11 protein-coding genes are annotated in these 13252 nt (G+C 70.4%); 10 read left to right on the forward strand and 1 reads right to left on the reverse strand.

What is annotated here, in order from left to right; all coding sequences use genetic code 11:
* From HG543_RS43395 to HG543_RS43440, 10 genes are all read left to right on the forward strand, one after another.
* Window positions 1-743, forward strand: a 743-nt coding sequence (locus HG543_RS43395; RefSeq protein WP_211194551.1) for a hypothetical protein, incomplete at its 5' end; no start/stop codon positions are given.
* Window positions 744-746: 3 nt separating this feature from the next.
* Window positions 747-2312: a caspase family protein gene (locus HG543_RS43400; protein ID WP_169350824.1), complete on the forward strand. Its 1566-nt coding sequence runs from the start codon at window positions 747-749 to the stop codon at window positions 2310-2312.
* Between the two features lie 57 nt (window positions 2313-2369).
* On the forward strand, window positions 2370-3620 hold the full coding sequence (locus tag HG543_RS43405; protein WP_169350825.1) for a hypothetical protein: 1251 nt from the start codon (window positions 2370-2372) through the stop codon (window positions 3618-3620).
* 93 nt (window positions 3621-3713) lie between these two features.
* Window positions 3714-5573, forward strand: a complete 1860-nt coding sequence (locus tag HG543_RS43410) for a hypothetical protein (RefSeq protein WP_169350826.1) — start codon at window positions 3714-3716, stop codon at window positions 5571-5573.
* A gap of 139 nt (window positions 5574-5712) precedes the next feature.
* Entirely contained in the window at window positions 5713-6396 is a 684-nt protein-coding gene (locus HG543_RS43415; protein ID WP_169350827.1) for a hypothetical protein, read from the forward strand.
* Complete coding sequence (locus HG543_RS43420) at window positions 6393-7046, forward strand: pYEATS domain-containing protein (RefSeq protein WP_169350828.1); 654 nt, start codon at window positions 6393-6395, stop codon at window positions 7044-7046. The genes HG543_RS43415 and HG543_RS43420 overlap by 4 nt, the downstream gene beginning before the upstream one ends.
* A 61-nt stretch (window positions 7047-7107) precedes the next feature.
* On the forward strand, window positions 7108-8133 hold the full coding sequence (locus tag HG543_RS43425; RefSeq protein ID WP_246357723.1) for a glycoside hydrolase family protein: 1026 nt from the start codon (window positions 7108-7110) through the stop codon (window positions 8131-8133).
* Window positions 8134-8253: 120 nt separating this feature from the next.
* Complete coding sequence (locus tag HG543_RS43430) at window positions 8254-8952, forward strand: STAS domain-containing protein (RefSeq protein WP_169350829.1); 699 nt, start codon at window positions 8254-8256, stop codon at window positions 8950-8952.
* A gap of 9 nt (window positions 8953-8961) precedes the next feature.
* Entirely contained in the window at window positions 8962-9552 is a 591-nt protein-coding gene (locus tag HG543_RS43435) for a hypothetical protein (RefSeq protein WP_169350830.1), read from the forward strand.
* A gap of 53 nt (window positions 9553-9605) precedes the next feature.
* Complete coding sequence (locus HG543_RS43440; protein ID WP_169350831.1) at window positions 9606-10202, forward strand: hypothetical protein; 597 nt, start codon at window positions 9606-9608, stop codon at window positions 10200-10202.
* Window positions 10203-10264: 62 nt separating this feature from the next.
* Here HG543_RS43440 and HG543_RS43445 read toward each other — a convergent pair whose 3' ends face one another.
* Window positions 10265-13120, reverse strand: coding sequence for a CBM96 family carbohydrate-binding protein (locus tag HG543_RS43445; RefSeq protein WP_171818802.1), 2856 nt, complete (start codon window positions 13118-13120; stop codon window positions 10265-10267).
* Between the last annotated feature and the right edge of the window lie 132 nt (window positions 13121-13252).

The raw sequence follows: 13252 nt of genomic DNA on the forward strand, positions 1-13252 counted from the left end.
CCTCCCCCCGTGGGCCCGAGTGCCCTCCCGCCGCCGTGCTCGAGGCCTTCTCCGCCGGCGAGCCGACGCCCGAGTCCACCCAGGCCCATGTCCGGACGTGCGCCGCCTGTGGCTCGCAACTGGAGGCGCTCACCGCCGGCCGGGACGCGTTCCTCCGGGCGCGCCCCGCGGACCGGTTCCTGAAGCAGTTGGAGCGCCGCGAGGCCGCCGCTCCTCGCGCGCCCTCGCCCTGGCGCCGGCTCTTCCCGGTGCTCGCCGCCGCGGTGCCCGCGCTGGTGCTGGTGCTGGTGCTCGGTCCCCGCCTGTTCGATGACGGCTCCGGTGTCACCTGGAAGGGCGGTGCCTTCCGCGTGGTGGCCTCTCGCGCGGGGGCCGAGGCCGTGCGACTGGAGCAGGACAGCGTGGTGAAGGAAGGGGACCGGCTGCGCTTCGCCTACGAGACGCCGGAGGCCGGACACCTGCTGGTGCTGGAGCTGGACGGCCGCGGCGGGGCGAGCGTCTTCCATCCCTTCGAAGGCACGGCATCCGCGCCGGTCGCCGCCGCCCAGCGCGACTTCCTGCCCGGCAGCGTGGAGCTGGACGACGCCCCGGGCACGGAGTGGCTCTTCGCCGTCTACGCTCCCCGTCCACTCGAGGCGGCCCCGCTGCTTGCCCAGCTTCGCGAGCAGGCCGGCCGCGCCGAGCCCACCCTCACCTGCGACGGCTGCCGCGTCACGGCGCTGCGGCTGCGCAAGGCGCCCTGACCCATGCGGTGGCTGTTTCTCCTGTGTCTTCTCCTGTGGCCGGCCCTCGCGCCGGCCGAGACGGTGCGCCTGCTCGTCTCCATCGGCTCCAACGTGGGCGACCCGGACGACGCGGTGCTGCGCTTCGCGGACGACGACGCGGCGCGGGTGCGCCAGCTCTTCGTGGAGCTGGGCGGCGTGCGCGCGGACCGGGCCTCGGTGCTGGTGGACGCCCCGGCGCAGCGCGTGCGCCAGAAGCTGGCGGAGGTGGCGGGCCGCATCGCCGAGCTCCGCGGCCAGGGACATGACGCGGTGCTGGTGGTCTACGTCTCCTCCCACGCGAAGGCGGGCGTGCTGCACCTGGCGGGCACGCACCTGCCGCTCGCCGAGCTGCGCGACACCGCGCGCGCGGCCGGCGCGCGCCTCACGGTGGTGATGGTGGACGCGTGCGAGAGCGGCACCCTGGCCCAGAAGAAGGGCGGCCGCGCGGCGCCCGCCTACGACGTCTCCCTGGAGAAGCTGCCGCTGCATGGGCAGGTGGTCATCTCGTCCAGCGGCCCGGCCGAGGTGAGCGAGGAGTGGGACTCGCTGCAGGGCTCGCTCTTCACGCACCACCTGCTCACGGGCCTGCGCGGTGACGCGGATGCGGACTCGGACGGCAAGGTGTCGCTGTCCGAGGCGTATGCGTATTCGTACCGGCGCACGGTGGCGGGCGCGGCCGGCGCGGGGCAGCACCCGGCGTACTCGCTGGAGCTGGCCGGCACGGGGGAGCTGGTGCTCACGGAGCCCGCGGGGGCGAAGAGCGCGCTGGTGTTCCCCGCCGCCGCGTCGGGGCGCTACGTCGTCTCCAGCCGGCCGCGTCCGGACGTCGTCGCGGAGGTGGAGAAGGAGCCCGGCCGTCCGCTGCGGCTCGCGGTGCCGCCCGGGCGCTACCTCGTGCGCAAGCGCGCGGGCGCCAGCACGGGGCTTCTGGAGGTGGAGCTGCCCTTCGGCGGAGAGCGGCCGGTGAACGAGGCCGCGCTGGAGTGGCGCCGCTACCAGGAGGTCGCCATGAAGGGCGGCGCGCTGGAGCTCAAGAGCTCGGCGGTGCTCGCGCTCGGGCGCTGGGAGGGGGCGGCGATTCCGCGCACGGGCACGCGAGTCTCGGGCGCGCTGGGCTACCGGCACACACGGGGCTCGTGGTGGGCGCTCGGCACGGTGGCGGGCGCGCGGGCCTCCTACCGGGGCGTGGGGATGGACATCTCCGAGGGCTCCCTGGGCCTGGGCGTCTCGGCGGGCTATCGGTGGATGGAGTGGGCGCTGGTGCCGCAGGTGGGCCTCTCCGTGGAGCTGACGGGCCTTCGTCAGTCCTTCCACCGAGACCGGGAGGAGGACATCCAGGACACGCTGGGCCGGCCCGCGCTGTCCGCGCGCCATGCGCTGGGCGTGGCCGTCGGGCCCGTGGCCGGCGTGGAGGTGCCCCTGCCCGGCTCGGCCTTCGCGCTCGTGCAGGGGCAGTTGCTGGTGCGATACCTGCCGCCGCCGAGCGAGTCAGTGCCTCCCTTGCGCCTGGCGCCGCTCATCAGCGCTGGCGCGGGCTTCCGCTTCTGAGGGGGCGCTCCCCGCTCGCGCCGAGCCCGTGAATACATGCCAAGAGGACACGCCGTGATGCACCGATTGACTGGCCTTCTCCTCCTCCTTCTCGCCGCGGCGTGCGGCAATCCGGTGGACGCGACGTACGCGGGTGACCCGCTCGTCACCTTGCGCGGGGAGGCGAGCCTCTCCGCGACCGACCGGCCCGACGGCCCGGTGCGCCTGACGCTCGCGTGGTACCCGGGTCTCGTGGACGACTCCGCCGTGCCACCGAGCGCCCCCGCATCCATCCTCACCGAGGACGTTCCCTTCCAGGCCACCTTCCCCGCGGACTTCGCGCTGCCGCTCCATCAGCCGCCGCCAGCGGGAGCGCGCGTGGCGGTGGGAGGCCAGGTGCGTGGCCGCGCCGCGACGGGCTTCCTCCTCGCCTACCGGGACCTCAACGGCAACGAGCGCCTCGACACGCGCCCATCCACCGGGGCCGGGCCGTCGCAGGACCGGGTGGTGGGCGCCTCGTGGGGCGGCGTCGACTCCTACGTCCTGTTGTACGTCGAAGAGGCGCAGGACCCCGGCACGGGCCTGAAGCGCGGCTTCAACCTCCTGCACGTCACCCCCGAAGGCGGCGAGGTCCTGCCGCTCGACGCGCCCATTCCCCTCGCGCTGAGCGCGGGCGGTCCGCTGCTGGACCTGCTCGCGTGCGAGACCGCCTGGGACGGCCTGCCGGATTCGGAGCTGCCCTGCGGCCTCTCCTTCGAGCCGCCCCCGCCGCAGCCGGGCACCCTGCGCGTGGAGGGCACCGTGTCGCTGGAGGTCCGCGCCGTGAGGGTGAACCTCTCCGTCATCCGTGACGACGTCTGGCTGTCCGACGCCACCGTCACCCTCGGTGGGCGGCCGATACCGTACACGAACGAGCGCGGCGCCTACTTCCTCGAGGAAGCGGACTCCACGCTGCTCACCGAAGGGGGCACCGTGGAGCTGGTGGCACGCTGGGGAGACACCGTCACCCGCCGCCTGCTCACCGTCCCCGAGGGCTTCTCCATCACCTCACCCGCTCCCGGAGCCCAGGTGCGCGCCGGCACGGAGTTCGACGTGGAGTGGACCGCCTCCACCGGCGCGGTCGGCTACGCCGCGACGCTGCTCGCTCCGGACGGGCAGCAGGGGTATTTCGCCTTCGTCTCCGAGACGAGCACGCCCCTGCGGGCCCCGCCGTCCGAAGGGCCCGCGACCCTCCGCGTCGCCGCCGTCTCCCGGCCCACGGACCTGTCGCGGCTGGGGTGGCTGGAAGTGGAGTGCGTGCGCACGCGGCCCCTCACCGTGGTGCCCTGAAGAAAAAGGGGTTCCCAAAAATAAATGGTCGCCCGGTCTTCAAGACGTGAGCGCCCCGGACGCCGGGGCCTCTCTCTCGAACCGGAGTCTCGAATGACCGTCGCATCCCGCCGTTCCCGCAGCTTCCTGTTGCTGTCCCTCTTCACCCTCTCCGCCTGCGGCGACGACGCCCCGCCGCCGGCCCCGGTTCCCGCCCCCACCGAGAAGCCGCTCGCCACGCTCCGCGGGCAGCTCGCGACGGAGCCGGGCGCCGAGCTGACGGGCCCCGTCCGCCTCGCGCTCGCGTGGTACCCCGGAATGCTCTCCGAGGAGTCCGGGCCCGTCAGCAAGCCGCTCGGCATCGTCACCGAGGACATCGCGTACTCGGGCGGCTTCCCCGCGAGCTACACCTTCGACGTGAAGAGCGCGCCCCCGGCCGAGGCGCTCGTGCAGCTCGGCAACGGCATGCACGGCAAGGGCGCCATGGGCATCCTCCTCGCCTACAACGACCGCGACGGCAACGGCGCGCTGGACACCATCCCCGCGGATGGCACCCCGGTGGACCGCGTGCTCGGCGCTTCGCTCGCGTGGACCCGGCCGCCCGCCTTCGTGGTGGTCTACCTCGACTCCGCGCAGCCGGCCGGCACGGGGCTGACGCAGGGCTTCAACCTGGTGCGCCTCGACGACAATCACAGCTCCGGCGTGGTGCCGCTCACCACGCCCATCCCCCTGTCGCTGCACGATGACCCGCTGCTCGACGTGTTCGTCTGCGAGGCGGCCTGGGACGACACCTCGGACCAGGCCCCCTGCGGACTGCTGGGTGAGCAGCCCGTGGAGGGCGTGCTGACGCTCGGTGGCGAGCTCGTCGTCAACGGCGACAGCGCCGACGTGACGCTCGAGGTGCGCCGCGACGGTGCGAGCGTGGAGGCCGCGCAGGTGACGGTGGGCGACGAGGTGGCCACGTACGACGCCACGCTGGACCGCTACACGCTGCACCTGGAGAACGCCTCGGCGCTGCTCGGTGCCGGGCTCGTCACGGTGATGGCGAAGCAGGGCGACGAGGCCGTCGCGCGGACGGTGGTGGTGCCCTCGCGCTTCGAGCTGCTCCAGCCCACCGCGCCCATGAGCTACAGCCCCGGGGAGACCGTGCATGCGGCGTGGACACAGTCCCATGGCGCCACCGACTACGAGGTGAGCGTGGTCGCCGGTGACGAGGTGCTCGCGTCCGGGGTGACGAGGGAGCGCGGGCTGAAGCTCGCGACCGAGGCGTACGAAGGAAGCGCGGTGGTCCGCGTCGGGGTGGCCGTGGCGACCGAGGGCTTCGTCGTGCGGCGGATGCGCGAGGTGCCCATCTCCTTCACGCCGTGCGACACGGTGACCGATGGCAGCGCGCTCACGGTGGAGGGTGAGTTCATCCACTCCGCCGGAAACACCTTCACCTGGGAGTCGAACGAGGTGCGGGTCGAGGTGAAGAACGACGACGTGCACGTGACGGACGCGAAGGTGATGCTCAGCGGGTTCAACGTGCCCTACGTGCAGCAGGTGGGCGCCTTCCACAACGTCATCATCGGGATGAGCACCCTCCTGGTGGATGGGTCGGTGGAGCTGCGTGTGATGCGTGGGAACGAGGTGCTCTGCCGGACGCTGAAGGTCCCCGGCGACTTCAACCTGACGCTGCACGGTGAGCCCGAGCGTCCCACCGGCTCGCCCCTGGCCGTGAGCTGGTCCAAGGCCAGGGACGCCGTGGACTACGAGCTGCTGCTCGGCGCGTCGGGGGAGTTCCCCCTCATCCGTGACTCGGTGCGCACCAACGACTTGAGCTACACGTTCGAGTCGGTCGACATCGTGGGTAATGCCTTCCTGCGCTTCTCCGCGGTCGCCTACCCGGCCCACAACGACACCCTGGGCCGGATGGACGTGAAGCGCCTGCGCACTGGCGGCGCCACCTTCACGGGCGTGACGACGGCCGACTGAGGTGACGCCCCCAGCACGGGGCGACGAGCGGAAATGCGGCTCCCTGCTGCAATCCGACTGAGCGTGCCCAGGCTTCCAGATGGAACCTGCTCGCGCCTCGGCGGAGTCGTACCGGGGCGCTGGCCGAGGGGGGACGGCGATGAGAGGGCTCGCTCAGCTTCCTGGACAGGCGCTCCCTGCACCAGGACTCGGACCCGAGTGGGTCTTCGAGGTGGTCCTGTATGCGGTCCTCATCGTCGCCGGGCTCGCGCTCATCTTCCTGGCCGCGCTGGGCCACAAGCGGCTCAAGGGGGCCGGCGGAGACCAGGTCATCACCATCAAGGACCTCTTCTCCTTCCGGACCAACCTCATTGGCCTCTTCGCGGTCATCGGGTTCGTCCTCGTCGGTGGGGTGCTCTTCATGCGCTTCTCCGATTTCAGGGGAAGGCTGAAGGCGTCCGAGCAGGAGAACGCCGCGCTGAAGATCGCCATGGAGGACGAGCGCCAGCAGGTCCGGGAAGTGCTCGACCAGTTCAGGCTCATGAGCATCCATTTCGGCCTCGAATTTCCGGAGGACGCCGCCCCCGCGAACCCGGATGAGGTCCAGGTGAAGGCGCTGATGTCGCCCAAGGACCAGACGGGCATGAAGGAGATACCCAGCGTGGTGCAGCCGGGCCCGGGGGGCATCAAGGTCGCCGTGCAGGGCCTCCGCGTTGGAGACGTCGTCCGACTCCATGCCACCGAGGGGAGTCGAACCTGGAAGAGCGAGCGATTCGAGGTCCCCGCGGTCCCACTGCGGATGACGGAGGAGCCAAGCACCCAGTCGGCGGAGCTCGAACGATGAGGTGCCTCCTCGTCATTCTCGGAGCCATGTTCTTGTTGACGTCCCCTCCAGCGGACGCCGCCGCCGGGCTCTCGACACGCAACACAGCCCGGTACCTGGGGAACGACCAGTGGGAGTGGACGGTGTTCCTGGAAGGCTCCGATGACACCCTGGACCGCATCGAGAGCGTCGAGTACCTGCTCCACCCGACCTTCTCCCCCAGGAAGCGACAGAGCCGCGACAGAGAAGACCCACGCGGACCCTTCGCCCTCAGTGCTCGCGGGTGGGGGACCTTCGACATCCCCGTCACGGTGAACTTCAAGGACGGCTCGAGAACCACCCTGATGCATGCGCTCTCGTTCGCCCCCGCCCCATTCCGAGCGGACGAGAGCGCTGTCCGGGTGAACAACACCGCCACGCGAGTCGGGGAGAACACCTGGCGGTGGACCGCCTTCATCGAGGCGCCCGAGAAAACCCTGCGACAGATTCAATGTGTGGAGTATCGACTCCACGAGACCTACCCCGCACCGGTTCAAGAGGTCTGCGAGCGGGGAGACGGCGCACACGCCTTCCCGCTCACCATGACGGGATGGGGCACCTTCCCGCTTCGCGTCCGCGTCTACTTCAAGAGCGGCTCCGTCCAAGAGCTGGTGCACCCCCTGAAATTCTGAGCGCGCACCACCGGGCTTTCTTCACCATCTGGACTAAGCTGGGGTCCCGAGGTGAAGATCCATGAGACGAGTCATCGCACCCGCGTTCATCGCCGCCCTCATCCTGCTGGGCTGTGATCCGGCCTCTTCGAACGAGAAGGAAGAGAACCCCCAGGCCACCACCGACGCCGGCTCCAACCCGTCCGATGCCGGCTCCAACCCGTCCGATGCCGGCTCCACCCGGACCGACGCGGGCTCCACCCAGACCGACGCCGGCACCCAGACCGACGCCGGCACCCAGCTTCCAACGGACGCGGGCACGCCGCCCCCGCCCAAGAGCGCCAAGCGCGGCATCGCCTTCGACCTCGCGACGCCCGAGGACCTCGCGGCCGTCTCGCCCGGCGTGAGCTGGTGGTACAACTGGAGCCCGCAGCCGCACCGCAACGTGCCCGCGGACTTCCGCGCCCGCTACCGCATGGACTTCATCCCCATGCTGTGGAACGGCGACTTCAACGCCGCGAGCATCGAGGCCACCCTCAAGGCCAACCCCCACATCCAGTACCTGCTGCTCCTCAACGAGCCCAACCTCGTGGACCAGGCCAACATGTCGCCGCAGGACGCGGCGCGCCTGTGGCCCCGGTACGAGGCCGTCGCCGCCAACACCGGCGTCAAGCTCGTGGGCCCCGCGATGAACTGGGGCACGATGCGCAACTACTCGGACCCGGTCGTCTGGCTCGACGCCTTCTACGCCGCGTACCGCGCGGCCAACGGCAACCGCGACCCGCGCATCGACTACCTCGCCTTCCACTGGTACGACTACGGGCTCGCGGGCCAGCTCGACCGGCTCGAGAAGTACGGCAAGCCGTTCTGGGTCACCGAGTTCGCCAACTGCCACAGCCAGAACGACGGCGCGCAGATCGACTCCGTCGCCAAGCAGAAGGCCCAGATGACGGAGATGGTCGCCGTCTGCGAGAACCGCGACGACGTGTTCCGCTACGCCTGGTTCACGGGGCGTTGGACGAACGACCCGTGCTTCGCGAGCCTGCTCGGCGCCAACGGGCAGCTGACGGAGCTGGGCGCGCACTACCTCTCCCTACCCTTCAAATAGGGGCAGCCAGGGGAACTGGGGGTCAACCAGTACCCCTCTTGATGCATTTTTTTGTCTTGGGCATAACAAATCACCCCATCGGGTTTGGGCCTCCCCTCCCCCTTTCCCGGTGGCGCGCCCATGGCCCAGCCGCAACCCGCCGCCTCCACCGTCACCGTCGACCAGGACCGCATCGAGCGCATCCGCGATTTGCTGGCGATGATCTCGCTGGGTGAGTTCGACCCGGCGCAGCACCTCATCCCCATCGCGGGCGAGGACGCGTTCTCCCCGTTCGAGGAGACCATCAACCTCTTCGCCCGGCAGCTGCACGCCTCCGTGCACGAGAGCGAGCAGGCCCTGCTGAAGCTGGACTCCGCGCGGCGCGAGCTGGAGGAGAAGCTGGCCACCATCGAGCAGCAGCGGCTGGCCATCCGCGACTTGTCCACGCCCATCATCGAGCTGTGGGAGGACATCCTCACGCTGCCCATCGTCGGCGTGATGGACACCCAGCGCTCGCTGGAGATGACGGAGCGGCTGCTGCACCGCATCTCCCAGGGCAAGGCCCGCTGCGCCATCATCGACATCACCGGCGTGGAGGTGGTGGACACGTCCACGGCCAACCACTTCATCAAGATGGTCAACGCGGCGCGGCTGCTCGGCACCTACTGCGTCATCACCGGCATCAGCCCGCCCATTGCCCAGACGCTGGTCCAGATTGGCGTGGACCTGCGCGGCGTGAAGACGCTCGGCAGCCTCCGCGACGGCCTCAAGGAGTGCCTGCGCTACCTGCACAACCCCACGGCCCTGCGCGCCCTCGAGTCGGCCTCGCGCCAGGGCTAGGAGCTCCGCATGTCATCCCCGTACTCGAACATCACGGTCAGCGGCATCAGCATCTACTCCATCGTCGCGGCCATCAAATCGTTCTCGGTGCTCGTCCAGGAGCTGATGACGACCATGAAGGTCCAGACGCGGGACGAGAGCGGCGCGCTCACCCTCGACACGAACGCCTGGTACCCGATGGACGACTACCTGCCCGTGTACAAGAAGATCGACACGCTGCTCGGCGGGCGGGGTCTGGAGAAGGTCGGCCTCTACATTCCGCAGAACGCCGTGTTCCCTCCGCACGTGAAGGACATCCACGGCGCGCTCGCCTCCATCGATGTGGCCTTCCACATGAACCACCGCAAGGACGGCAAGTCCATGTTCGACCCGGCGACCGGGACGATGCAGGAGGGCATCGGGCACTTCGCGTACCAGCCGGTGGCCGGGAAGAACGAGGGCATCATGGTGTGTGACAACCCCTATCCGTGCCGGCTCGACCAGGGAATCATCAAGGGCATGGCCCAGCGCTTCCAGCCCCAGGCCATCCTCGCGCATGACCCCCACAAGGGCTGCCGCGCGAAGGGCGATCCATCCTGCACCTACGTCGTCACCTGGTAGCACGGACGTCACCGACAACCGTGTCCAGCGGAACCCAGCGCCAGGAGCTCCCCATGTCAGCTTCGTTCTCGTTCACAGGCATCCAGGTCAAAGGCGCGAGCATCTACTCCGTCGTCGCGGCCATCAACACGTTCTCGGTCCTCGTCAATGACCTGATGCAGGCCATGAACGTCCAGACCCGGGACGCCAGCGGCGCGCTCATGATTGACACGAACGCCTGGTACGACCTCGACCACTACATGCCGGTCTACAAGAAGATCGACACGCTCCTGGGTGGACGGGGACTGGAGAAGGTCGGCTCCTTCATTCCGAAGAACGCCGAGTTCCCGCCGAACATCCAGGACATCCACGGCGCGCTCGCCTCCATCGACGTGGCCTTCCACATGAACCACCGGAAGGACGGCAAGCCCATGTTCAACCCGTTGACGGGGGAGATGACGGAAGGCATCGGGCACTACCGGTACCAGCCGGTGGCCGGGAAGAACGAGGCCCTCCTGGTGTGCGACAACCCCTGTCCGTGCCGCTTCGACCAGGGGCTCATCAAGGGCATGGCCCAGCGCTTCCAGCCCCAGGCCACCCTCACGCATGTCCCCGACACGGGCTGCCGCACGAAGGGCGACGCGTCCTGCACCTACGTCGTCACGTGGTAGCGCGGACGGCGCGTTCCCCAGGCGCGGGACCGTGAAGCCCACGGCCCCGCGCGAGGCGCCGCCTACGGCCGCAGCTTGAAGCGCAGCAGGTCCTCGCGCCGCGCCATCGGCGTGAACCAGGTGCCGTCCATCTCCACCGGCTCGCGGAAGTGGCCGGACACCACGAGGCCGTCCGGGGTCGCCGTCAGCTGCATCCAGGGGTCCAGCTTGTCGAGGACGCGCACCCAGCGCGCCTCCAGGTCCGGACCGAACGCCGCCAGCGCCGGGCGGTCGGCCCACTCGTCGCCCGTCCACCCCACCGCTCCCAGCCCCAGGTCGCTGCCGCCCGAGCGCGAGGTGACGAGGGTGCCGGCCGCGTCGACGACGAGGTCGTTGAAGGGGCGCAGGGCGAACTGGCGGAGCGCCACGTCCTGTCCCGTCTCGGAGAGCAGGCCCAGGAAGCCATCCCTCGAGCCGCCCTCGTAGTCGTCCGGGTCGCTGCTGGCGTACGACTGGCCCGCGAAGGTGAAGCGCCCGCCGAAGTGCCCGGCGAAGGCGACGCGCCCGTCCGGCAGCACGCCCACGCCGGCGAGGTCGCTCCACCAGACCGGGATGACGCGGTGCCAGGTGTACGTACCGCTCGCCGTCCACCGCGCCACGAAGGGCCCGGAGCCGGGACCGGCGCCCCCGCCGAAGTCCGTGTTCGCGCCCGCCCAGCCGCCGACGATGATGTTCTCCTCGGCGTCCACCACGACGTGGCTGGCCCGCGTCCCTCGGAGGGTGGTGGCCTTCAGCGCCTTGGACCAGAGGTGCGCTCCGTCCCACTGGAGCTTCAGGAGGAAGGAGTTCGGGTAATCGTCGTCATAGGGGTAGGGCTTGCCCGAGTACAGCGGTCCGGCGCCGAAGTCCGTGTAGCCCCAGAACGTGCCCACGACGATGGCGCTGCCGTGCGCGTCCGTCGCGAGGTCGAACACGTCCATGGGGTTGTTGATGTGCTCGTCGTAGGTGTCGAACCAGGCGACGAAGCCACGCGTCCAATCCACCGCGCCCGACGGCGTGAGCTTTACCACCACCATGCCACTGCCCTGGGGCAGGGCGCCCTTCCCCAGGTCCGGCGCGCCGTGATAGCTGCCGGCCACCAGCACGTTGCCCAGCGACGTCACCACCACCCTGCGCAAGTCCAACCCCGGCTGCGCGAAGTCGCGCGTCCACGCGACGCTGCCGTCCGCTCGGTGGAGCGTGACGACGTCGGTCTGCTCGGCCCAGGGCGAGGTGCCCGGCGCCTGCTCCACCGTGCTCAGCGCCGCGAAGCCGCCGTCCGGCGCGGAGGCCACGTGGCGGGAGCGCTCGGCGAGCGGCCCACCCGACTGGCGCGTCCAGGCCGTGGTGCCCGACGGCTGCGTGCCCCGGTACGAGCAGAAGCTGCCCGTCTCGTACAACACGACGAGCTGCGGGGCCACGCCACCTCCGAGGATGCCCTCGTACATCGCCTCGTACGAGGCGAAGCTTGTCCCGTCGGTGCTGTCCGGCAGGAGCGAGAAGGCATACTCGCCGCTCCTCGTCACCAGGCTCGTCACGTCGTACTCCACCCACGAGTCCCTCGCGACGGCGCCCAGGTCGCCAAGGGGGTTGGCCATCGACGCCGGGCGGTGGTCCCAGTCCGTCACCGCCCCGTCGAAGGTCGACGCCTGGTACAGCCGGGGCCCGTTGCCCGTGGCATCCAGCGCGAACAGGCGCAGCACCACGCGGTGGATGCGCTCGGGAGCCAGCGTCACGTGGAAGCGCAGGAAGCTCTCCGCGCGCGGCTCCGCGTCCACCCGCAGCGACGCCTGGGTGTTGAACTTCCCGGCCGGTGACTCCTGCGTCACGTAGGTGTCGTCACTCGCGTAGCTCACCCGCGAGAAGAACTCCGTGCGCGTCAGGCACGCATCCGTGGGGGCCGCCTTCGGCGCGCCCGTCCAGACGAGGAGCTGGGGGCGGCGCGAGGCGTCCGTGGCCTCGCGCGACTGGAACGTCACCCCATCCCCCGACGTGCCGTACAGCCCGAGCGAGTACTCGCCGTTGCCGCGCACCAGGTCCGTCACGTCGTACTCCACGGACACGCCGGAGGCGATGACCTGCGCGTCACCCAGCGGCTGGCCCACCTTCGCCGGGCGGGAGCTCCAGGTGACGCTCGACTCGCTCCAGTTGCCCTGCGTGGCGTACACCGCCGGCCCATCCTCCGTGCCCCCGCTGGCGTGCAGGCGCAGCACCGCGCGCTGCACCGTCTCCGTCAGCCCCTGCACGGAGAAGCGCAGGTGCACCTCCTGCCGCGGCGAGCCGTCCGCCGTGAGCGACGCGGACGCGCCGTTGACGGCACCGGGTGCGTCCTCGGCGACGAACGTGTCGGCGACGGGCGCGAAGGAGACGGCGGGCCCGGAAGCCAGGAGCGGCGGAGGGACGGGTATCGGGTGGTCCTCGCCGGACTCGACGGTGAGGACGAGCCGCGGGCGGAGCGCCGGGTCGGGGTGCTCGCTGGAGGCGATGGTGACGCCGTCCGTGCTGTCCGCGGACAGGTAGTAGTTGATGTGGGCGTTGTCGTAGAAGTGCGTGCGCGTGACGTCCAGCTCCATCCAGGTGCCGCTGGCGACGGCGCCCGCGTTCGCGATGACCCAGCCGTCCCAGGTGGGGCGGGTGTTCCAGGTGTCGGTCTCGTTCCAGTTCCGGGCGCCCGGCGGGTCACTCACCTGGGGCCCATTGCCGGACCCATCCAGCGCGAACAGCCGCAGCTTCGCGGCCGTCACCGTTCCCGGCAGGTCCCCCAGGTAGAACTTGAGGTACGCCTGCGACTCGGGCGACAGGTCCACCTCCATCGTGGGCGAGGAGCCGTAGCTCGTCGTCGGTGTCGTCGCCACGACGTGTGTGTCCGCCGCGGCCTCCACCGTCACCGTCTGCGTCATCAGCTCGGCACGCTGCGTGCGCGGTGACTCTGGGACGTCCGTGGAACTTCCTGTCCCATCCTGGGCTGTTCCGCATCCCGAGAGGACCGCGAGCGCCACACCCAGACCCCTGTCTCTTGTACACATCTGACG

Origin of the sequence: Pyxidicoccus fallax (genome assembly GCF_012933655.1) — a bacterium.
Taxonomy (GTDB): domain Bacteria; phylum Myxococcota; class Myxococcia; order Myxococcales; family Myxococcaceae; genus Myxococcus; species Myxococcus fallax.